This window comes from Acetobacterium wieringae (assembly GCF_023700225.1).
Taxonomy (GTDB): domain Bacteria; phylum Bacillota; class Clostridia; order Eubacteriales; family Eubacteriaceae; genus Acetobacterium; species Acetobacterium wieringae.
In genome coordinates, this window is the sequence record NZ_CP097897.1 from 1,273,044 (window position 1) to 1,296,286 (window position 23,243).

The following is a 23,243-nucleotide window of genomic DNA, read 5'->3' on the forward strand; positions in this document are numbered from 1 at the left end:
AGAAAAAATAACGATAAAGCATCGTTATTTTAATTTTGAGATAACTATAATTGGATAAAATTCAGAAATAGTCGAATAAAACTTAAAAAATTTTACCATTGTTAAAGAATACCCATAAGCGGACAATTGCAACGCAAGAACAATTGACGACTAATTGTCGCTTATTCGTCCATCATTTGTTCCTTCAAATACTTATACATCTGGCTGAAATCGTTGAGTTCATCCTCGGATGTTGCGCTGCGAAGGGCTTCGATTTCAACAATATTGGTCACAAAAATATCCACCAGTTTGGGTTCAAAAAATTTTCCTTTTTCTTCGAGGAGATAAGCTACAGCAGATTCCTGAGACCAGGCCTCTTTGTAGGAACGGATACTGCGAAGCGCATCGTAGACATCCGCAATCGCCGTAATCCGTGCAAAGATATGGATGTCCAGCCCTGATTTACCGCTGGGATAGCCACCGCCGCCCCACTTTTCGTGATGTTCCAGAGCTAACAGAGAAGCATAACGGAGCATTTCCCGCTCGGAGCTTTTCAGAATTTCATAACCGATATTGGTGTGATACTTCATGATTTCAAACTCCTGCTCCGAAAGGCGGCCGGGTTTATGAAGGATATTTTCACCGATCCCGATTTTTCCGACATCATGCATGGGTGATACCGCAGAGAGACTCGTCACATCACGCTCGGAGAGTCCGTACTCCCTGGCCAGATAGGCAGAAACCCGGGCGACCCGTTTGACATGGTTAGCGGTTTCGAACGAGCGGGTTTCAATGACAGCGCCCAGTTTAGAAATCAAAACCTTCTGAGTATCCACAATTTCCTGGTTCAAATCAGCGATTTCGACCGTTTTCTGGTTAAGAATATTCTTTTCACGAATGGCATAGAGGAGGAGACCAATAATGGTGATCAGTACCCCGGCGATCACAGAGAATAAAATAATCAAGTTTTTGTTTTTTTCAAAATAGGAGACCGGTTTATTGATTACAGTAGCGCCTTCCGGAACATAACTCAGTTGATATGTTTTTAGAACATTATAATCAAACATATATTGATAATGTGAACCATCCTCATAAACTAAGGGTGAAACGGATTGTCCGGCCCAGAGATCAAGCAGCGTGTTGGCGGCACTTTCGCCATATTTATAGGAAGAAGCAACGTAGCCACCAACCACTCCAGTACCAAGGTAGAAATCCCAGAGTGCATACACCGGGTTCTTGGCGTTTTTTAAAATGTACCGGGGAACTTCATCATAATGGTAGGTTATACCATTTCGATCCCGAGAATACAAGACATAGAAAAACAGATCGGTGTCACCGCTATTATCAACGATTGTTTTGAGTTCCTCCGGTGTTTTGTCAAAGTAGTGTTGACTTTCATATTCCGGGTATTTTTCGGCAAGCATGGACACGATGTCTGAGCGCATTTCGTTACTGGTGGTGGTTTCATCATAAATAAAATGCAGCGTTTTAATAGCTTTTGCTTGATTTTGTTCTAAAGCCAGCGCAACATTCTTTGACACATCCGGCCGTTCTTCGATAATGACCATACCGGGAATCCCCTGACTGTAAGGTCTCAGAGAATTGATGCCCGTACTGACAACATAAGTGGTATTGGGCCAGATTGTTTTGCCATACTGATTGTAAAACAGCAGGGCATCATCATCACAAAGGATAATACCATCCAGTGAAACCTGCTGATATTTTTGAGTCATTAGTTCAGCCAGGGCTTTAAAATTATCAGCATCTAGACTGCTTTTTGTATCTAGAAATTCATACCGGATGCGAACCTTTTCTCCTGAATCAAAAAGTACCGCTTCAATTCCTTCTTCCAAAACTCGAGTATGGTAATAATCCCGTTGATAGGACTGAACAATCAAAATCTCTTTAGTATAGATTCCCAGATCATTGGTCGTTGCGAAGACCGCTGGAGAAAGCAGATAACAAAAAAGACCAGTAAAGAATATGAACAATATGATGCGCAACTTTTTCATTGATTTAGCCTCCAGTTAACAGTCTTTGTAATATTTATACCAATAAATTTTGCTCTTAAACAAGCGGGTGCATCCATAGAAGACTAATTATTATAATTAGTAAAGGGATTTCTGGGTAAGTATAAAGCTAATTGGAGTAAAAGGCACTGAAGTTTAGATAAAAATATGCCAGGCTTGTTTTAGAGGTGTTAATCAGGTGGTGCTTCAAAAATACCTAAGTATTTTGGATGATTAGTCGATTACATAAACAGAGAAGCCATTGTCTTTAAAATCAGCACACAAAAAATTTGAGAAGGAGATGCCATGATTGACTTGCCAGGAACCACCAATGTATACAAGCGACTGCCCAAAGAATTGTTTTATAAATATTTAAATGACGACAGTGCGTCAAAAAAGATTTTCATCGATGAAATTCGTAGCATCATCTGGATCAATACACTTTCACCCGAAACAATCGCACATCCAACGGGGCAAAATGTTACAGAAATCGCCATCGTCGAAATTATTCTAAACCGTCAGGCGATCAGTTCCACGATTCTTGAAATTATCAACCGGGAAATTGATCAATATGCGGTTTTCCTGGTTCGATACGAAGAGTGGGGTCAGCTTTGGTGCTATGATCATCAGACACTTAATCCCCAAACGGGTTTGTTCAATTGCCAAAACTATCATCAGACGAATTGGATGAGCGCTGATGATTTGTCACTGAAGATTAATGGCATGAATCTGGATCAGATTTATGAGAACTTTTTTATGCAGATTGCTGGAAAAACGTTTCCAGTCTGGAGCGATAAAAGTCAGAAAAAAAATGATGAACTGATTGAAAAAGTAGAACAAGCAGGAAAGTTCGAGCAATTGGAAAGGCTGGAAGCCACCATTAAAAATCTCGAAAGTCAGATGGGAAAAGAAATGCAGTTTGGCAAACAGGTTAAACTAGCGACAGATTTAAAAACGACACGAGAGGAATTACAAAAAATTAAACGGGGAATGTCGACCCATATTGAAATCCATCAACCGGAAATTGTGACGACTCAGGAGGAAAAACCTGAAGGAGTAAGCGCTTATTTTCCCAATGTATATATGAAGATGCGGGATAATAGAAGAAACCGCTTTGATTATTCGTTAATCTAAAAAATGATTATATCAACAAACCAATATAGAAAAAGCACCCGTCGAGGGTGTTTTTTTGTAAAGCAATTCGAAGAAGGGTGGAAACAAGCAGATCAGCGAAAATGAATTGCCAGGCTTTGAAAAAAAGCTTAAAATTAAAGACAGTCAAAAAACAGGGTTGGGAAAAGGAGTAACGATGTTAAAACGGATACAGAATATTAAAGGAATCGGAAAACGAGTCAGAGACATTAATAAAGCACTGAATCAGGAAGGGTTTTATCTGCCCTGGAATGACAGTCAGATCGAATTGTACTTCAGAAGTTTAAAACAGGAAATGACCACAGTCGATTGGAATGATGAAGAAGGCAATAAAATCAGGTTGATTTTTACACCCCAGATTATTAAAGAAGATGGCTATAATACAACGATCAATGTGATTGAGGTGGAATACTATACCATTTTGCAGATTGTCGAACAGATCCGTAAACAGCTTCATGCCCAAAAGCAATCATAAATCTAAGGACTGACTTCGATTGAGACAATCTCAGGGACGTTCAGGAAGCGAAAGGGCAATTTGGTCATGCCGGTGCCTTTGGTGACAAACAGGTTGGTTTGTCCCTGGCTGCCAATCGCATACAGCCCTTTGACATATTTTTTTCCATTGGCGGGCAGAATCTTCTCGGTGAGATAGGGCAGTGAGATCTGGCCGCCATGGGTATGGCCAGCTAAAACCAGCTGAACCGCATCACTGTTCATGTCATCGACAATATCTGGCTCATGGGTCAGCAGAATATTATAAGCGCCGTCCCGAGCCGCATCAGTCAGATTCAAATCAGGATTACCCCGATAAACATCATCCAGGCCTAGCACCCGCAAATTAAGCTCAGAAATATCCAGCCAGTCATTAATGAGAACCTCAAAACCGGCAGCGTTCATCAAGTCGGAATAATTGTATTGATCCAATAAGGCATACTCATGATTTCCGATGACGGCAACCTTGCCATAGGTGGCGTGGATTTCAGCCAGACTTTGGGCAATTGTATCCGGATTGACGGTGAAATCGCCACTTGATCCAATCAAGTCACCGGTAAAGACAACCAGGTCAGCATTTTCTGCATTTATCTTTGTGACAATTTGCTCAAGCTGGCCGTTGTCGTTGAATTCACCCAGATGCGTATCACCAAAAAAAACGATTTTAAGGGGGGCCTCAAGTTTGCTGCTGACCAGTTTTTCCCGATTAACCATCAAGAGATTGGGTTCAATATATCGGGCATATGGATAACAGCCCACCAAAAGGGAGGCTAAGGTAATGGTTGTGATCAGTAAGAATTTTCCAAATTTCATCGTGACTCCTTTCGGCTCTCTGCATTATAACCCGTAAGCTTTAAAGGGTCTTTAATAATCAGGAAAAATTCTGGAGAAGGCTAAGATTGGCATGGACATTATAAGAGGCGCTCAAAAAAAGGGTTGACAACAGAGTACTTCGGATGTAGAATTAAATTAATTCGAAGAACGAAGTATTTTGCAAATATAATAAAGGAACAACCCTATGAAAAATCGTCTTAATGGCAATCTGGAAACATTGATATTTGAATACCTGGACAAAATAAAATATCTTTTGTCACCGGAGATCTGGGGCAATGAAATTTTTAATTGTTCGAAAAATGAGGTGTTTGTACTGATGCTTTTGTATCGACGAAGTGATGTGAATATGACCCAGATCGCTGACTATCTCAGTGTGCCACTGAATACGGCCACAGGGATTGTGGCCCGGATGGAAAAACGGGAGGTTGTTCTCCGCGAAAGAAGCTCAGAAGATAAACGGGTGGTCACCATTAAACTGACCGAAGTCGGCCGAGTATCAATCCAAAATATCCTCACGGAGATGATCCGTTTCGGACAATTGATAATGGATAGCTTCACTTCCGAGGAAGTCAATCTGGTATTCAAACTGGTGGATAAGGTCATCGATACCATTAACCAAGATACCGGCGCGACCGTCGAAACGCAAACCAGTTCAAAAATCAGAAAAATCATCATTGAATAAAACGGCTGCCTCCGGGCAGCATCTTTTCAGCTGAATACTTCGAACAACGAACTATTCGAAAAAGGAATTAAAATAGCAGGAGGAAACTTATGAAGAGGATATTGATCTTTACCGGCAAAGGTGGGGTGGGAAAAACCAGTGTAGCGGCAGCCCATGCCCTTAAATCAGCTCAGCAAGGCCAAAAGACGCTGATCGTCAGTACGGATATGGCCCATAATCTGGGGGATCTCTTTAATCATCCAATTGGCAAAGAAGCGGTTACAGTGGCTGACAATCTTGATGCTCTGGAAATCGATCCCAATTATGTGATGGAAACGGATTTTAAAAACCTGATGCAGGCGTTTAACAACATGATCGGCTCAATTAATCCGGATGGTGCAGAAATGGATGAGTTCACGATGATGCCAGGGATGGATGAGCTGTTCGCCTTACTTAAAATTCAGGAATTATACAATGACAGCGACTATCAGCGGATTATTGTGGACTGCGCCCCGACCGGAGAGACCCTGTCGCTGCTTAAATTCCCGGAGCTGATGTGCTGGTATATGGATAAATTCTTTCCTGTCGGCAAGGTGGCAGTACGGATTCTGTCGCCGGTTTCAAAATCATTATTTAAGATTCAATTGCCTGACCGTCATGCCATGAGTGATATTGAAACCCTCTATGTGAAGTTGATTGAGCTCCAGGAGTTGTTAAAAAATAAGGACGTATCCTCGGTCCGCTTGGTGACCATTCCGGAAAAAATGGTGGTGGCAGAAACCAAACGGAATTATATGTACATGAAGCTCTATAACTACAACGTCGATGGCATTTTTATCAACCGGATCTTGCCCCGGGAAATCGAAAATCCCTTTTTTGCAAAATGGATTACCATTCAGAAAAAGTACATTGCTGAAATTGAAGCCTGTTTTGATCAAATTCCCAAATATTATATTCCCTGGTACGACACTGATTTGCTGGGCCTGGATGCCATCAACCGGATCTGTACCGAGGTCTTCACCGACAGTTGCGACTTATTTGCGATCAAAGCGGATATTGCGGGTGAAAAATATGCGCAGACTGCGACGGGTTATGAACTGAAACTTTTCTTACCGAATATTACCAAAGATGCGGTGGCCGTTAATCTGGCCGGGTCGGATGTGATTGTCAAAATTGGTAATTACAAGCGGAATATTCCACTACCCAATAGCCTTAGAGGAATGACTGTCAGTTCGGCAAAATTTGACCAGAGTACCCTGGTCATTGCCTTTAAATAAAATTAAAAAGAGGAGGTTTAATAATGAACCGAGAATTTATTAAAAACATGATCCTGGCCAAGCAATATGAACGTGATGCGTTCTTGTCTCTGCTGTCCCCATCGATTGCCCAACATGTTTCGGTGATCGAAAAAGAAGTCAAAGGGATCGTCGTTGACCTGGCCAGGGAATGGGCGCTCGATGTGAGTTCAGCGGTGAGCACTGCTGAACAGGAAAAAACTGCAGGATCGGAGCATGACAAAAAAGTCAGAAAAGTATCTATCGATTAGTATTATTATGTGAAGATAAAAAAAAGGGGGAAGACCATGCGAATTATTTTATATACCGGCAAAGGCGGGGTCGGTAAAACCAGTGTAGCGGCGGCAACGGCGGTTAAACTGGCCAAAGACGGCAAACGCGTTTTGATTATGAGTACCGACCAAGCTCATAGTTTATCAGATTCATTTGGTGTAAAGCTAGAGAACACCCCGGTTAAGATCAGTGAGTTGCTCTGGGGGCTGGAAATTGATGCGATCCTGGAAGGGGAACGAGCCTGGGGAAATATGAAAAACTACATGAAGGAATTGTTGACGGCCCGGGCGCAGGGGGGATTGAAGCCGAGGAATTGCTGGTTTTTCCGGGGCTGGAAGAATTGTTTGCGCTGTTTAAAATTAATCGACATTTACGAGGAAAACCAGTACGACGTGTTGATAGTCGATTGTGCGCCGACCGGCGAGACCCTGTCGCTGCTGAAGTTTCCGGAAATGTTTGGCAATATGATTAAAACTGTACTGCCAATGAAAAAAAAGGCGGTTAAGGTGGCAGGCCCGATGGTTGAAAAGGTTATGAAAATTCCGATGCCCGAGGATAATGTCTTTGATGATGTGGAACAATTAAATGAAAAGCTCTATCAGCTACAGGCGTTGATGACCAATAAGGAAATCCTCAGCATCCGCATCGTCACGACCCCGGAGCGGATTGTCATCAAGGAGGCGAAACGAAATTTTACCTATCTGCATTTATACAATTATACGATCGATGCCGTGATCGTCAACAAAGTCTATCCGGCGCTGGCTCTTGACGGGTATTTCAGTAAATGGATCAGTCTTCAGGAAGAGGGGCTTCAGGAAATTCGCGAGAGTTTTACCCCGGTGCCGGTTTTTACGCTGATGCTACTTGATCGGGAATTGATCGGTGAAGCGATCCTGCATGAAGCTGCACAGCAGATTTTTGGTGAAACCGACCCGGCTGGGATTTTATTTGAAGATACCATTTTTGAAGTAAAAAAAGAAGCTGATGGCTATGCGTTTATTTTAAACCTTCCGTTTGCCCAAAAAACGGATATGAATATGGGCCAGAAAGGCAGTGAACTGATGATTCAAATAAAGAATGAAAAACGCTGTTTTACCTTACCGGACGTTCTTCGTAATAAAACGGTGCAAAGTGCCAGATATGATCAGGGTAAGCTGACGATAAAATTTGCATAAAATAAGAATTGGGTTTACAATGGAAAAAAGCAATTAAAGTGAACAGGAGAACGGCAAACGATGCATAATTTTGTAATTTTAACCATCAATCCGGGCTCAACCTCCACTAAAATCGCAGTTTTTGAAAATGAAACCGAGCTATTTAGCCAATCGGTTGAACATACCAGTACCGATCTGGAATCCTTTTTAACTGTAAATGAGCAGTTTGAATTCAGAAAAAAGACCGTTCAAAAAATTTTAAGTGCACACCGCTTTGATCTCAATCGATTGACGGCAGTGGTTGGCCGGGGTGGTTTGTTACCACCAATAGATGCTGGCGGTTACCGGATCAATCAGGCCATGAAAGAGTTGATTCTGAGTGGGCAGCTTTCGCCTCATGCCGCCAATCTTGGGGCCCTGCTGGCGGCTGGCTATTGCCGAGCCGTTGGGGATTCCTGCTTTATCTATGATGCAGTGTCGTCGGATGAAATGGCAGATGTCGCCCGGCTCACCGGGTTTCCGGAGATTCACAGAAAAAGTCTCTGCCATGTTTTAAACAGCAAAGCAATGGGCCGGAAATATGCCAGCGAAATGGGAACAAGCTATGAAAAGTTAAATCTGATCATCGCCCATCTGGGCGGGGGTATTTCGATCAGCGCACACAAACAGGGACGGATCATCGATGTGATTGCCGATGATAGCGGCCCTTTTTCGCCGGAACGGTCGGGTGGCGTTCCCTTATTGGCCTTGGTGGAGCTGATTTATGAGAAAAACTATCAAAAAGCTGAGCTGTTAAAAAAAATCCGCGGGCTGGGGGGCTTGAAAGCCCATCTGGGGACTGGGGACATCCGGGTCATTGAAAAACGGATTTTGTCCGGCGATCGGCGGGCAAAGCAGGTTTATGAAGCCCAGGCATATCAGATTGCCAAAGGCATTGGCGAAATGGCAGCTGTGTTAAAAGGCGACATCAATGGGATTATCCTCACCGGCGGGATGGCCTATCCGGAGAAACTCACCACGATGATCAAGGCATACATTGCCTTTCTGGCTCCGGTTAAATGTCTGCCGGGAGAAAACGAAATGGAAGCCCTGGCTCTGGGTGGACTGCGGCTGTTAAGAGGAGAAGAAGAACCCCGGATATATCGTTGACAAATTGTTCCCAGTGGAAGCTTGGTTTAACTGCTTTTCACAAATTTTTCTTGTTTCTTTCTCTGATGAACGTGATATAATTTTTACAGTTGTGCAAATACGGTAAAATGAGAATTTTACAAAAAAGCAGCTGGTTTTTGCAGTGACCCGAAGCTGTCAAAACCGGCTTGGATTTTTTTGTCAGGTCGCTCATAACGATATTTAAAAAGGGGGAGATCAAATGGACCATATGGAAAAACTGAGGGAATATGCCCGCCTGATTGTCCGCACCGGCGCAAACGTGCAGCCGGATCAGTTAGCGGTGATCAATTGTTCGGTTGAGAATTATGAATTTGGCCGAATGATTGTAGCAGAGGCCTATAAAGCTGGAGCCAGAGATGTAATCGTCTTCTGGAATGATGTCAAAACCAGCCGCCTGCGCTATGATCATGTCAGTCTGGAGGTATTGGGTAATATCCCTAACTGGTTGGCCGAATCCCGGAATTATTATGCCGACCAGAAAGCTGCGGTCATTTCTATTGTTGGTCATGATCCCGAAGCCTACAAAGGGGTGGCCAGCGAAAAACTGCAAACCAGCAGCAAGGCCTCGGCCAAGGCCTTCGAACCCTATTATAAAAAAATGATGAACAGTGAATTTCAGTGGTGTGTGGCGGCGGTTCCCGAAGCGAAATGGGCAAAAAAAGTTTTTCCGGAACTTTATGAACAGGAAGCCATCGTAAAACTTTGGGATGCCATCTTTGAGGCGGTACGGATCGGTTCAGGTGATGCCGTTACGGCCTGGCATGACCATAAGGTGATGCTGGCTGAAAAATGTCGAATCCTCAACCAGGCCCATTTTGATGCCCTGCGTTATAAAAATAGTCTCGGAACAGATTTTACCGTCGGTCTTCACAAAGATCACATCTGGGAAGGTGGCGGTGAGTTTACCCCGGATCAGGTTTATTTTTTTGCCAATATGCCGACCGAAGAGATTTTTACCGCCCCGGACTGTTATCGGGCAGAAGGCACGCTGGTTTCCTCGCTACCGCTTTCTTATCAGGGAAACCTGATCGAAAATTTCAGCCTGACCTTTCACGAGGGTCAGGTGATCGACTATCAGGCCGCCAAAGGGGCGGAATATCTCAAGATTCTGATTGAAACCGATGCGGGCGCCCGGCGCCTGGGTGAAGTCGCCCTGGTTCCCTACGATTCACCAATTTCCAATACCGGAATTCTTTTTTATGATACCCTTTTTGATGAAAATGCCGCCTGTCATTTTGCCCTGGGAGAATGCTACCCCACCAATATCCGGGATGGCGGAAAGATGACCAAAGATGAGCTGTTGGCATCCGGGGGCAACCAGTCCGATACCCATGTGGATTTTATGATTGGTACCAAGGATTTAGAGATAACGGGAATTACCAGCGATGGTCAGGAAATTGCGCTATTCAAAAACGGTAACTGGGCCTGAAGCGTCATCAGAATTTAAGAACGGAGATAGATCATGGATGAGATAGAAAAAAATACAAATTTGGCAGATATTCACCAGGAGGTTAAAACGATTACTCAAACCTCGGAAGAACTGAAAAGTAACATCAGGAGCCTGGAAGAAAGTTCACTGCTTTCAGTCGAAATATTAAATGAAAACAAGGCCACGATGAACAACATTTTAGAGCTGCTTAACACTATCGCAGAAAAAGACAAAACCATCGAAGACGAGGAAAAGGAAAATGTCAACAGCGAGCTTTTTTCGCTGTTGGAAACCATGGACTTTGATATCAAAAAACTGAGCTGGTTTTCCGAAGAGAATGTCAAGGTTTTTAATACCATTGTCGATCAGGCCCATGAAATCGCCAAACTCAGCGAAGAAAATGCTGCCAGTACCTATGAAATTAATTCCGAAATCAATCATTTTACCCAGGTATCCAGTAAGCTTCAGGGAAATATTGTCAGAATTGAAGAGAATTCCAGCCAGTCCGTTGCGATGCTAAGTGAAAACCGAGCCACCATCAGCAGCATTTCCGACCTGCTGCTGGATCTGATTGAGGGGGTTAATCAGGCCTCGGAAATTAATGATGAATTGGACGGTTCGTCCAAACAGATCAGCAAGTTTGTCGACTATATCAAGGATATTTCCCGTCAGACCAATCTGTTGGCGCTGAATGCCAGCATTGAAGCGGCCCGGGCTGGAGCCGCTGGCAAAGGCTTTTCGGTGGTGGCAGAAGAAATCAAGAGGCTGTCAGACAGTACGGCGACCTTTGCCACCGAAATCGAACAGATTGTCAATCAGGTGATTGTCGAAGTGGATCGCTCCAATACTGCCATTGAACGCTGTACTACCCGCACCAAAGATATTGAAGGAGCGGCTCAGAAATCCGGTGATGTTATCGAAGATATTCAGAAAGTCCTGATTGAGTTGAATCAGTCGATGAATGAAATCAAAGATATTTCAAGTGTTCAGGTGAATACCTCCCATGGTATCCAGTCATCGGTTGTCAAGGTGTCGGATGCGGTGGACACCACCCACCGGGTGACCACCAATACAATCAGCACCATTGTGACCCAGAAGTCAAAAAATATTGAATTGCTGAATTACTGTACCAAGCTTTCAGAAATGGCCAGTAGCGTCCAGAAACTGACGGCAAAGAATAAAAATAAAGATGAAATTATCTTTGGGGTCAATCCCTTTACCTCGCCGGAAAACATCAAAACAATGTACGTGCCGATCTTAAATGCAGTTTTTAAAAAAATTGGCTATAAAGTGCGCACGATGATTGTCAAGGATTATGATGCCCTTAGTGAAGGCATGAAAGAAGGCATCATTGACGTGGCCTGGTTCTCGCCATTTGCGTATGTCACCGCCCATGAAAAAATTGGCATTGAACCACTGGTAACGCCCAGAGTTTATGGCAAGGTTTCATACAATGGGTGTATCATTACCCGCAAAGATAGCGGCATTGGCAGCTTAAGCGGCTTGAGAGGCCGCAGCTTTGCCTATGTGGATGAAGGCAGTGCTTCGGGCTTTCTCTATGCTCAGCACAGCATGAAAGCAGAAGGCTTGAATCCCAAGACTCTTTTTTCCAGGACGGCTTATCTGGGCAGTCATGACAGTGTCATAAAAGCAGTCCTGTCACGGGAATACGATGCCGGGGCCACTTATAACGAGGCCATGGAAGAGGCAGAAAAAAGCGGGATCGATCTGGATGAATTCAGGATTATTGCAAAAACTCCGGATATTCCCAAGGATGCCATTGCTGCAAATCCTAAATTGCCAAAAGAATTTACCGATCGTTTGCGGCAGGCTTTTGTGGACTATGTCAAGGCACCCAATATCAAATCCCCCGTCGAAGGATTTGTTGAAAGTGATGATACCAAATACGATGTAATCCGGGAAGTGATGTAGGGTGTTAGAATAACAGATTATGGGGTATAACTTCCTAGAGTAGAATAATGGGAGGTTGATCATGATCGGATTGATTAGTAAAGCACTGGTTCTGGATCATAACAAGATAACCGCCGAAAAAACCGGCGGTTATTTTTTTAAACAGAGCGGATAAAATTATTTAAAACAGTGTCAAAATGACAAAAACCGACTGCAGGAGGAGAGAATGGAGAAAGTAACGGATATTAGAAACAAATATGCCCAGGAAATCACAGAGATTCTTTTTTTATTAAAGGAAGTGGGAAGCGGACGAATCTATGGCTTTCCCGGCAACTGTACTCCGGGAGATGACGAATTAAAGACCAACGTCGATACCCTCACCGAAAAATTCAATGATTTGCTTGATAAGATTGAGTATGGAAAGGATTTCGGAACGGGGGAGTAAACGGATTTAGATCCGACTAAATGAGGAGCGAAGCGAAGATGAAAAATAGTCTCAAAAAATTACTGTCATTACTGCTGACCAGCTTAATGCTGACGGTTTTGATCCCGGGTAGCGCCTGGGCAGAAGAAGAAATTACCGAGCCGGGTATGGCTTCATTAAATCCGGCGTTTGTTCAATACCAGGAGGATGTTAATGCGGGAACCCTCAACACATCAATCATTGATGGTCACGGTCGGGGTTATATCCCCCCACCACTAAAACGTTATGAAGGAATGGCTGATACAGAGATTACTTCGGCACAAACCCTGCCAGCCGCCTTTGACCTACGAGAGACGGGCCGGATTACAGCGGTTCGCAGTCAGGGCGATTATGGCAGTTGCTGGGCTTTTGCCAGCCTGGCTTCGTTGGAATCCTATATAAAAAAAGATACAACCGTTGATTTTTCTGAAAATAACCTGATGTGGAACAGTGGCTTTGACGGAAGCCCGGATGATGGGGGGAATTATTCCATGGCCACCGCCTATCTGGCCCGCTGGAGTGGCCCGGTGAGTGAAAGCAGTGACCCCTACGATACCCCGAAAAAAACCGGATTATCTCCGGTTTATCATGTTCAGGAAGTGAAATCGATTCCCGAACTGCCATCGGCGATCAAGCAGGCACTGATGGATGGCGGGGTGCTTTATACTTCGATGTATTCAGTACCTCTGGATGGAGAAGAGTATTACAACCCGGACACCTTTGCCTTTTATTACGATGGTACGGAAGAACCGGATCACGATGTGGCGATTGTTGGCTGGGATGACAATTACAGCCGGGATAATTTCAGTAAAAAACCGGAAGCTGATGGGGCCTGGATTATCCGTAACAGCTGGGGCGCGGATTGGGGAGATGGCGGTTATTTCTATATGTCCTATTATGATACCTATGCTGGCAGCAATGTGACCGCTTTTCATAATGCCGAAGCGACCAATAATTATAGCGCTATTTATCAGTATGATCCACTGGGTAACATCTCAGCCATGGGTTACACGGACGGAGACAACACTGCCTGGGGTGCCAATATCTTTACGGCAACAGCCAGCGACAATCTGATGGCTGTGAGTACCTATGCCTTAACCCCCGGAACGTCAGCTGAGATCAAGGTTTATACGGATGTGAATGATGGCAAGCCAAACAGTGGTACCTTACGAACCACGCAGACGGAAACCTTTGCCCGGGGCGGTTATTATACAATTGATCTGGATAATCCGGTGGGATTGATCGCTGGACAAAAGTTTGCGGTGGTAGTTAAATACCGGACCCCGGGAACGAACGATTCAGTACCGGTAGAAAGCCGATTTGAAAACTACAGCAGCGCTGTGACGGCCAACCCCGGAGAAAGCTTTACCAGTAATACCGGAACTGGCGGTTGGTATGATACGTCTAAAAAAAGCCTCAGTAATGTGTGTATCAAAGCCTTTACGCAAAGCCGGGATACCTTTGCAAATTGTCTTTATCGCACCCATGTGCAAGATCAGGGATGGCAGAACTGGCAGAGCAATGGTGGAGTCAGCGGTACCTCAGGAGAATCCTTGCGATTGGAAGGTATTGAAATAAAAATGGACACCAGGGGCTATGATCTGGGGATTGAATACGCTACCCACGTCCAGAATCAGGGCTGGCAGGAGCTAAAAAGCAATGGCGTCATGAGTGGTACCGAAGGTCAGTCGCTGCGGCTGGAAGCCATTAAGATTCAGTTAACCGGGGCTGATGCGACGCAGTTTGACGTCTATTACCGGGTTCATGCCCAGAATGTCGGTTGGATGGATTGGGCAAATAATGGTGGGGAAGCTGGCACGGCGGGCTTTGGTTACCGGTTGGAAGCCATTGAAATTCAGGTGCTGCCAAAGGGGTCACCGGCACCGGGATTGACTGGTCAACCCTTTCTTGAAAATAAGTAACAAAAAAATCCGGAGTATTATCTTGACAAAGATAATACTCCGGGGTAAAATAAAACAGTTATGAGGGAGTAATTTGCGCAATTTGCGTGATAAGTCAACATGCATGGTAGTAATACCTGGCTTATCTTAATGAGTGAGACTCATGTACAGTTTTTCTGTACTTGGGTTTATTTTTTCCAGGTGCAGAGGCATCTGGTTTTTTTATTTTTTGTATAACCAGGTGTAGATTTTTGAAGGAGGTTTGAATGAAAACGTATTTGCAGACGGCAGAAGAAGTGTTGGAGGATTTAAACTCCAGCAGTGAGGGCCTCTCCCAGGCCGAGGCCAGCAAGCGGCTGGAAAAAAATGGGAAAAACAAGTTGGATGAAGCCAAAAAAGATTCATTGGTGGTACGGCTTTTTAATCAGTTAAAAGATCCGATGATTGTGATCCTGATTGCTGCTGCCGTTATTTCGGGCATCACGGCCGCTTATTCCGGCGAATCCTTTGCTGATGTGATCATCATTATGGCGGTGGTGATCATTAATTCAGTACTGGGTGTGTATCAGGAAAGTAAGGCGGAAAAGGCCATCGAGGCGCTTCAGGCGATTTCAGCAGCCACTTCCCGGGTCAGGCGGGATGGTAAGATCTGTGAAATTAAAAGTGAAGATCTGGTCGTTGGGGATGTAATATTACTGGAAGCCGGAGATGCGGTGCCAGCTGACGCCAGATTATTGGAAAGTGCCAGTTTAAAAATTGAAGAAGCGGCTCTTACCGGAGAGAGTGTTCCGGTGGGGAAGGTAGTTTGCGCACTGAATCTGGGTGATCAAAAAGATATTTCGCTGGGTGACCGCAAAAACATGGTGTATATGGGCAGTGCCGTGGTTTATGGCCGGGGTTTAGCAACCGTAGTCGCCACCGGGATGCAAACGGAAATGGGAAAGATCGCTGATGCCATTACCCAGGCGAAGGAAAATGCCACACCACTACAAATTAAACTGAATCAATTAAGCAAGGTGCTAAGCTGGTTAGTATTGGGAATTTGTGTCTTTATCTTTGCCTTAAGTCTGGTACGTTTGTACCTGGGCGACGGCATTACCGGGATCGGTGTTCTGGATACCTTTATGGTGGCCGTATCGCTGGCGGTTGCTGCCATTCCCGAGGGGCTGGCGGCGGTGGTCACGATTGTGTTATCGCTGGGGGTGACCAACATGGCCAAAGAAAAGGCGGTCATTCGTAAGCTCACAGCTGTTGAAACCCTGGGCTGTACCCAGGTAATCTGTTCGGATAAAACGGGAACCCTGACCCAAAACAAGATGACGGTGGTCGATCACTTTGGTTTTGATGAGCATTTGTTGGGAAGAACGATGGCCTTGTGCAACGATGCCCATTTAAATGAAGAAAACAAAGCTGAAGGTGAGCCCACTGAGGCGGCTCTGGTCAACTATGGTTTTTCGTTGGGATTAAATAAGAGCAAGATGGAAGAACAAACTCCCCGGGTTGGTGAAGCACCGTTTGACTCCGGCCGTAAGCTGATGAGTACCATTCATCAAATGGCAGATGGCAGTTTTATTCAGTATATTAAGGGCGCTCCCGATGTACTGATCTCCCGTTGTACCACCTATTGGGACGGCAATACGCAGTTGCCGCTGACCGATGCTATCTGCGAAGAAATCAGACAAGCCAATAAAAGTCTGGCGGACCAGGCTCTGCGGGTGCTGGCTGGAGCCTTCCGGAACTGGAAGACCATGCCGACCGATCAGTCACCGAATTTTCTGGAGCAGGAGCTGTGTTTTGTTGGTTTAACCGGAATGATTGATCCGATCCGTCCTGAAGTCAAAGATGCCATTGCCCAGTGTAAGTCGGCCGGAATCCGAGCGGTCATGATCACGGGTGATCACCGGGATACGGCGATTGCGATTGCCAAACAATTGGGGATCATCACTGATTCCAAAGAAGCCATCACCGGAGCCCAGCTGGATGAAATCAGCGAAGACCAGCTGCAAAAAGAAATTGGCCATTACGCAGTTTATGCCCGGGTTCAACCGGAACACAAGGTAAGGATTGTCAAAGCCTGGCAGAAGCAGGGGATGATTGTCGCTATGACTGGTGACGGCGTCAACGATGCGCCATCCATTAAAACGGCTGACATCGGAGTAGGAATGGGGATCACAGGCACCGATGTGACCAAAAATGTGGCCGATATGGTACTGGCAGACGATAATTTTGCCACAATTGTCAATGCCGTTGAGGAAGGGCGGCATATCTACGATAATATCCGTAAAGCTATTCAATTTTTGCTGTCTTCTAATTTATCGGAAGTTATCGCCATTTTTGTGGCGACTCTGTTGGGTTTCACGATTCTCAAGCCAGTACACTTACTGTGGATCAACCTGATTACGGATTCCTTCCCCGCCATTGCTTTGGGCGTCGAAGGCGAAGAAGCCGACACCATGAAGCATCCGCCCCGAGTATCTCGGGAAGGTGTATTTTCCCGGGGACTGGGAGTTGATGTGATCTGGCAGGGCCTCATGGTGGCCGTGGTGACCATCGTCGCCTATTTTGTCGGGCATTATATCGAAGCCGGAGTCTGGGAAATTGCCGAAAGTGCTGATGGTATGACCATGGCCTTTTTGACCCTGTCGATGGCAGAGATGTTCCATTCGCTGAATATGCGCAGTCGTCGCCAGTCGATCTTTAAGATGCAGCACCAGAATAAATTCTTGTTTTTGGCCATGGCGGTTTCGCTGGTATTGACCACGGCAGTTATTTATATTCCCACCATCGCTGCCGCCTTTGAGTTTGAACCCATCAGTTTAATGGAATATTTTGTGGCCATGGGCCTGGCGATCGTGGTCATTCCCATTGTTGAGTTGGTTAAATTTTTCCAGCGAAAGCTGGGAGTCTAGTTTGTTATTGATTGTTATGGACAGGGGCTGTGGTGCGTTTTTATGCCGCGGCCCCTTTTTGTTTACGCCAAATAGCTGCCAGGGCGATGTTAAACGATTGTTTAGTAGGGTATATTGACTTCAAGAATCAAAATGGTTTAAGTGACCAATAACAAAGGAGAAAGAAGATGAAAATTGGACCCTACATTAATTTTCCGGGAAACTGTAAAGAAGCGGTGATGTTCTATACCGAAATATTTAAAACCGATGAACCCACAATAATGACCTTTGGAGAAATGCCGGAAGACCCCAGTTTTCCGATGCCAGATGGCATCAGGGATCTGGTGGCCAATGCCCAGATGAATATTGGAGGAAACATGATCATGTTTTCTGATGTACCACCAGGGATGCCATTTATCAAGGGCAATAACATTACTCTGATTATCACCCATGAGGATGTGGAAGAGATTAAGCGGTTGTTTGGTTTATTAAGCAAAGGCGGCACGGTTGAAATGTTGCTTCAGGAAACCTTCTGGAGCAAAGCCTATGGATCTTTAACCGACAAATTTGGAATTGGCTGGCAAATGTCGGCCGAATAATAATGAGACCAAATTGTTTACAGGGGTAATGGCTTTGGTTATAATGGTAAAAATACTGGGGGTGAGGAGAAGCAGATGAAAGCATTTAAGTACAGTACCATTGTAACCCTGATTCTGACGGTTTTTTCGGCAATCGCCATTTTTGCCATTGATGATGTGATTCCGGGTATGGTCAGTGATACAATGAAAAGGCATATCCTTGATAATATGGACAACTACAACGCCTTCTTATTCGGCATTTTTACCGGATCTCTGGTCAGCTTGATTGTCGCAATCGTGGGCTATGTCACGGAAAGAAGGCGTCTGATTGCGGAGATCTGGAACAACGCCAGAAAATTGACCATTGATTTCCGCTTGCTGTTGTTGGATAACATTGAATTTGCAGAATTGACTCATGAAAAACTTTATGCCACCATTGAAAAACAGGATTTTAATCAGCAGGTTAGAGAATGGCTGGGCTATCACAGCTCTCCTTATATGATCAACGTGATGCAGCTGGATTTTTTAATCAACCGCGGAAAAAAAGCCGCCATGCTCCGGGCTTTACAGGAAAATATCACTATTCTGCGGGCAGTTGTTGATGGCTTTATGAATGCCTTTTTAAACCGGCATTTAACAGAAAAATACGGTGATGTGGATATTGACCAGCTTTTTGATGTCATCACCAATCAGGACGAAAAACAGGTGCTCAAAACGGTTCAGAAGCTGCTTGATGAGATAGTTACCTTTTTAAATAAGAAATAAATAATAACCACCATTCGTTTTCGGTGGCAGGCGTAAGGGGACAGCTTTTACACCAGCCACTTTTTTTGATATGGTCAAATTATCGGAGCTTATAACGGCCCCCTTGTTAGGATTAAAATGAAATCTGCCGATGTTTTAAACTGTGATTTCCGGGTAAAAAAATTACAAGAACAGATCGGTGATGGTAAGCCGTCTGATCAGTCTGAGTTGATCGTTAAACAGTAGGTGTCAATGGCGTTGTTATTTTGAAAGGGAGAAAGACAGACATGAAGAAAAGGTGGTTAAAGGGGATTTGGTTTGTACTGGTTCTGACAATAATCGCATTGGTTTCAGGATGTTCAGCTGGTGGGGGGCAAAGCTCAGAAAAAGATGGGAGCAAGGATACCCAGGAAAATGACATTAGGGACAATGCCATCTTCGATCTTTATAATCAGATTGACATCAATGACAAAAAGGCAGATATTGAGAAAGATTTGGGTGCTACCGGAAACACCTCAGCCGAAGGTTCCTATGTTTATTTGGATCCGGACACCGGCTACGCCGTTAATGTGTTTTTCAACGCCAAGGATCTGGTTACCCTAAAGGTCTTGGTGCCGACTACCGGCGCCCGGGAATTGATTGAGCTGAGCAATGCCAGTGTCACAAAAGAAGTGGCCGCCAAAATTTCCCAGGGAATGACTCAGAGTAATGTTAAGAAGGCGCTAACGGGACAGGGGATTGAAATGCTGCGAATGGTCATTCCCAGCGGCGCAGACAAGGAAGCCTATGCTCTGGCCTGGATCAATGCCGATGGTTCGGTGCTGGTGGTAACCTTTGATTCCGATACCAATACCGTGCTGGCTGCAGAGTTTAAAGAAAGTTTGTTTTAAAAATGTGGATTGGTCTTAGTCATAGTTCGAAGAAGGGAGCTGAAAACCATGTTAAAGCGGGATAGATCGGTTGTTGTATTTTCCGGGATTTTGATCCTGAGTATGCTGTTAGTGCTTGCTGGTTGTAGCGCAACCAAGGATGAAGCAGACCACAACCCGGACCATTTTTACAAGCTGGTCAATTTGGGAATGGAAAAAAGTCAGGTTGAATCGACCTTGGGGGTAAAACCTGAAGAGGTGGAGGGCACCTATATTTATCGGGACGATCAAACCGGCTTTGGCGTTCAGATCAGTTACGATGCCAGTGATCTGGTTGTTTCAAAAGTATTATATCACGATCAGGACAGTAAGATTATGGGCCTCAGTGATGCCAGTGTTTCCGAAGATCAAATGGCCAGCATCACCGAAGGGATGCCCTATGAGGAGGTCAAATCACTGCTTGGATCGGAAGGAACAGAGATTATTGAAATGGCCAATCCGGCTGATCCCAATAATCCCATTGTGATGATGATCTGGTTTAATGATGATCAAACCGGATTTTACGTAACTTTTTTAGGGCATCAGGGAACGGTTAAGAGCGTTAAATTCTGGAAATAGCCAGATTCGTTAAGCACTGGTTTTGAATCAGTGCTTTTTTGCGGGTATTTTCAAAGTATTGATATAAAAAATATTTTGAGGTTGTCGAAAAACTACCGTACCGACCAATTGTTAATCTGTTGTTCGCTGCGGAATCGGACAGGCTCTGCCGTGTCCGCTCCGATGCGTAGGGTCTGACCCCTAGGTCACAACATGATGTAATAATTGTCGGTACTAGGTTATCTTTTTGACAGTCTGAAAATATTTTATAAAAATATTTATTTATGGGAAGAAAAACAGGGGCTTAAGCGTTATATAGATGTGCAGATAAAACGGAGGTGAAATTTGTTGAAGGAACATAGGGAAGAGGAGGCCGATGATGCCTTGATTAAAAAGTATATCGCAACCGGAAATTCCGAGTATTTTGAACCCCTTGTCCAGCGGTATGAGCGGTATGCCTATGTTTATGCCTATTCTCTTCTGAAGAACGAATTTGACGCACAGGATGTGGTCGCAGAAAGTTTTTTAAAAGCATTTAGCAAAATCAGACAATATCGGCAAGGCAGCAGTTTTAAAAACTGGTTTTTGAAAATCGTCCATAATACCAGCTTTGATCTCTTACGAAAAAACAAAACCATGATTTATCTGGATGATCAGGAGAATAGCGAGCGTCTCTTTACAGACGAAGCCCTGAGCTATGATAATATCGATTCTCTGGATTTTGGAGAGATTCAAAAATCACTGGATCAGTTACCACACGAGTTGAAAGGGGCGGTGATCCTCCGCTATTATTATGACTGGGATTATAAAAAAATCTGTGAGTTTTTAAATATTCCCATGGGAACCCTGTCTTCCCGGTTGAACCGGGCCTGTAAAAAACTCAAAAACCTGTATGAAGGAGGAATGTGACCATGAACGAACTGGATAAAATGATGGCCTGTCTGGGTTTTAACGAAACCGCTGTGAAAAATTATGGCAATGCCATTCCCTTTTCCAGCAAAAAGCTGGAGATTATGAAGCAGATCAATCAGGCCAGCCTGGAAAAAGCCAGAAATTCAGATTTGTTTGCCTTATTTTATATCTTGTCCATTGCCTTTTCAGTGATGGTAATGCGCTTTATTGTCTTTGCCCAAACCGGGGATGTAACCATCATGACGGTCTTCACCAGCATCGTCATCCGTTATTCGGAGGTGCTTAAGAACAGTCTTACTGCCATGTCGTTTTTAATTTCAATCGTTATTTGTGTCGGAACAGGGGTGATGATTAATTATTTAAAAAATGAGAGTCACTTCTGTTAGACTTAATAAAAAAATAGGTAATTGCGAAATGAAAAAACACCGAACAATGGTTGCTTTGTGTGCAGTTTCCACAAACAATTTTGTAAGGTGTAGGCGAACAGTTCAGAGAACTGTCCGCCGTACAGTGTAACAATTGTTTCGTGCGAAACTGGGCGCAAAGCTCACGGCAGTTTCGCAATTACCAATAAAAAAAATTTGAAGGAGAAGAAAAATGTTAAAAAGAATGAGTATGTCGTTTTTTATGATGGTGATGGTATTGCTTCTTACGGTATCCACTGCTTTTGGGGCCACCAATAGCGATATCAGGCCTTACGAAGATTCAGCGGGAAATGTAAATATTGAGGGAGCAACGGTTCCCAATACGGAATTCGCCTTTGCCGGTTCAAACATCACTGCCAATTCGGTGTTTGACACCACCACCTTTTTTGCCGGTAATGCCATCACTCTGGATGGGGAATATAACGGTGACGTTTTTGCAGCGGCAAATACGGTAACGGTCAACGGTAAAATTAACGGAAATCTCTATACCGGTGCCAACCAGGTCATCATCAATGGTGAGGTAACCCGGGATCTTTTTGCTGGCTGTTCTGATCTGACCATCAGCAAATCAGCCACTATTAACCGGGATGCCTATCTTGCGGCAGCTAATGTGAATATTGATGGAATCGTTGGTCGAAATCTTCGGGCTGGTGCTGGCAATGTCTCAATTAACGGCACGATCAACGGTTTTGTGGAAACCGATGTGGATCAGTTAACCATTAACAATGGTGCAACGATCGTCGGACCAATTAATAACCGTAGTGCCAATGAAGCGGTTGTCGCACCCGGTGCCAATGCGCCGGAAGTCAGCTGGGAAAAGGTATCGAAAGAACAGGCAGTTGAAGCAGATAAAGGACCATCTGTTGGCTCGATTCTTTTATCAATCATTACCAAACTGGCCTTTATTCTGGTTATCTGGTTGCTGATTACCTTTATGACCAAAGAATTTAACGCCAATACTTCAGTGATAGCCAAAAAGCATATTCTGGCATCGCTGGGAATCGGGGCCGGATTTTTCTTCATTACCCCATTGTTGTTGATCGTGTCCTTTATTATTTATGCGCCGTTTGGAGTTGCCATGACCTTTGGGATTATCGCATTGACGATTCTAGCGATGCCGGTGGCTGCGGTGGTTCTATCCAAACTTTTGACCCGCTTCTTTGATGATAAGATGAAACCACTGCTTAGCTCTTTTGTTTCAATCTTGATCATCGCTGCGGCAGCGATCATTCTGGGCTATATCCCCTTTATTAATTTTGTTGTCTATCTTTTCCTCTATGTTGTTGGCGTGGGCTTCATTTGTTACAATGTGCTGTTCGCCAATAAAAAACTAAAAGATGAACGGAATGACAACGACGGCGAGCTGCTTATGATTGATGAGATCATTGAGATGGAAGAAGGAACCGCAATTATTGAAGCGTCAACCGAAACCATTAGACAAGATGGTGAAGATACCCTAAAATAGTTCGATTTCAGATAAAAAACAGGCATCGCAGCGGATGCCTGT

The 23,243-nt window shown here is 44.4% G+C and carries 21 protein-coding genes; 19 read left to right on the forward strand and 2 right to left on the reverse strand.

The genetic code is table 11. The features are described from left to right. Positions 1-161 precede the first annotated feature (161 nt). Positions 162-1,991, reverse strand: a complete 1,830-nt coding sequence (locus tag CHL1_RS06185; RefSeq protein ID WP_250935317.1) for an HD domain-containing phosphohydrolase — start codon at positions 1,989-1,991, stop codon at positions 162-164. Positions 1,992-2,294: 303 nt separating this feature from the next. On the opposite strand from CHL1_RS06185, the gene CHL1_RS06190 reads away from it, so the two are divergent. Both CHL1_RS06190 and CHL1_RS06195 read left to right on the forward strand, forming a co-directional pair. Beyond that, a complete protein-coding gene (locus CHL1_RS06190) occupies positions 2,295-3,122 on the forward strand; it encodes a DUF4391 domain-containing protein (protein ID WP_250935319.1) in 828 nt (275 codons plus the stop codon). Between the two features lie 175 nt (positions 3,123-3,297). Beyond that, on the forward strand, positions 3,298-3,615 hold the full coding sequence (locus CHL1_RS06195) for a hypothetical protein (protein ID WP_250935321.1): 318 nt from the start codon (positions 3,298-3,300) through the stop codon (positions 3,613-3,615). Between the two features lie 2 nt (positions 3,616-3,617). On the opposite strand, the gene CHL1_RS06200 is transcribed toward CHL1_RS06195, so the two are convergent. Continuing rightward, complete coding sequence (locus CHL1_RS06200) at positions 3,618-4,445, reverse strand: metallophosphoesterase (protein WP_250935323.1); 828 nt, start codon at positions 4,443-4,445, stop codon at positions 3,618-3,620. Between the two features lie 205 nt (positions 4,446-4,650). Here CHL1_RS06200 and CHL1_RS06205 point away from each other — a divergent pair, with 205 nt between their 5' ends. The 17 genes from CHL1_RS06205 (at position 4,651) to CHL1_RS06285 (ending at position 23,201) form a co-directional block, all read left to right on the forward strand. Continuing rightward, the gene (locus CHL1_RS06205) at positions 4,651-5,148 is read left to right on the forward strand and encodes a MarR family transcriptional regulator (RefSeq protein WP_070371291.1); all 498 of its coding nucleotides are present in this window, start codon (positions 4,651-4,653) and stop codon (positions 5,146-5,148) included. Between the two features lie 89 nt (positions 5,149-5,237). Then, on the forward strand, positions 5,238-6,404 hold the full coding sequence (locus CHL1_RS06210; protein ID WP_250935325.1) for an ArsA family ATPase: 1,167 nt from the start codon (positions 5,238-5,240) through the stop codon (positions 6,402-6,404). 23 nt (positions 6,405-6,427) lie between these two features. Further along, positions 6,428-6,673 carry a hypothetical protein gene (locus CHL1_RS06215; RefSeq protein ID WP_250935327.1) on the forward strand — a complete coding sequence of 82 codons (246 nt, stop codon included), beginning with the start codon at positions 6,428-6,430 and terminating at the stop codon, positions 6,671-6,673. Positions 6,674-6,709: 36 nt separating this feature from the next. After that, positions 6,710-7,870, forward strand: coding sequence for an ArsA family ATPase (locus CHL1_RS06220; protein WP_250935329.1), 1,161 nt, complete (start codon positions 6,710-6,712; stop codon positions 7,868-7,870). A gap of 60 nt (positions 7,871-7,930) precedes the next feature. After that, positions 7,931-8,998: a butyrate kinase gene (gene buk, locus CHL1_RS06225; RefSeq protein ID WP_250935331.1), complete on the forward strand. Its 1,068-nt coding sequence runs from the start codon at positions 7,931-7,933 to the stop codon at positions 8,996-8,998. Between the two features lie 220 nt (positions 8,999-9,218). Next, on the forward strand, positions 9,219-10,448 hold the full coding sequence (locus CHL1_RS06230; RefSeq protein ID WP_228880536.1) for an aminopeptidase: 1,230 nt from the start codon (positions 9,219-9,221) through the stop codon (positions 10,446-10,448). Positions 10,449-10,481: 33 nt separating this feature from the next. Next, entirely contained in the window at positions 10,482-12,380 is a 1,899-nt protein-coding gene (gene phnD / locus CHL1_RS06235; protein WP_250935361.1) for a phosphate/phosphite/phosphonate ABC transporter substrate-binding protein, read from the forward strand. A gap of 205 nt (positions 12,381-12,585) precedes the next feature. Continuing rightward, positions 12,586-12,804 carry a hypothetical protein gene (locus CHL1_RS06240; RefSeq protein ID WP_070371298.1) on the forward strand — a complete coding sequence of 73 codons (219 nt, stop codon included), beginning with the start codon at positions 12,586-12,588 and terminating at the stop codon, positions 12,802-12,804. A gap of 38 nt (positions 12,805-12,842) precedes the next feature. Further along, positions 12,843-14,744 carry a lectin like domain-containing protein gene (locus tag CHL1_RS06245; protein ID WP_250935363.1) on the forward strand — a complete coding sequence of 634 codons (1,902 nt, stop codon included), beginning with the start codon at positions 12,843-12,845 and terminating at the stop codon, positions 14,742-14,744. 245 nt (positions 14,745-14,989) lie between these two features. After that, positions 14,990-17,632, forward strand: a complete 2,643-nt coding sequence (locus tag CHL1_RS06250) for a cation-translocating P-type ATPase (protein ID WP_250935365.1) — start codon at positions 14,990-14,992, stop codon at positions 17,630-17,632. Between the two features lie 167 nt (positions 17,633-17,799). Continuing rightward, positions 17,800-18,210, forward strand: a complete 411-nt coding sequence (locus CHL1_RS06255; protein WP_148637718.1) for a VOC family protein — start codon at positions 17,800-17,802, stop codon at positions 18,208-18,210. 75 nt (positions 18,211-18,285) lie between these two features. Further along, positions 18,286-18,954: a hypothetical protein gene (locus CHL1_RS06260; RefSeq protein ID WP_250935366.1), complete on the forward strand. Its 669-nt coding sequence runs from the start codon at positions 18,286-18,288 to the stop codon at positions 18,952-18,954. A gap of 266 nt (positions 18,955-19,220) precedes the next feature. After that, positions 19,221-19,823: a hypothetical protein gene (locus CHL1_RS06265; protein WP_148637720.1), complete on the forward strand. Its 603-nt coding sequence runs from the start codon at positions 19,221-19,223 to the stop codon at positions 19,821-19,823. Positions 19,824-19,871: 48 nt separating this feature from the next. Continuing rightward, on the forward strand, positions 19,872-20,420 hold the full coding sequence (locus CHL1_RS06270) for a hypothetical protein (protein ID WP_148637721.1): 549 nt from the start codon (positions 19,872-19,874) through the stop codon (positions 20,418-20,420). Between the two features lie 327 nt (positions 20,421-20,747). Continuing rightward, positions 20,748-21,308, forward strand: coding sequence for an RNA polymerase sigma factor (locus CHL1_RS06275; protein WP_250935368.1), 561 nt, complete (start codon positions 20,748-20,750; stop codon positions 21,306-21,308). Positions 21,309-21,310: 2 nt separating this feature from the next. Next, positions 21,311-21,697, forward strand: a complete 387-nt coding sequence (locus tag CHL1_RS06280; RefSeq protein WP_070371306.1) for a hypothetical protein — start codon at positions 21,311-21,313, stop codon at positions 21,695-21,697. Positions 21,698-21,908: 211 nt separating this feature from the next. Next, the gene (locus CHL1_RS06285; RefSeq protein WP_250935369.1) at positions 21,909-23,201 is read left to right on the forward strand and encodes an MFS transporter; all 1,293 of its coding nucleotides are present in this window, start codon (positions 21,909-21,911) and stop codon (positions 23,199-23,201) included. Positions 23,202-23,243: the final 42 nt, after the last annotated feature.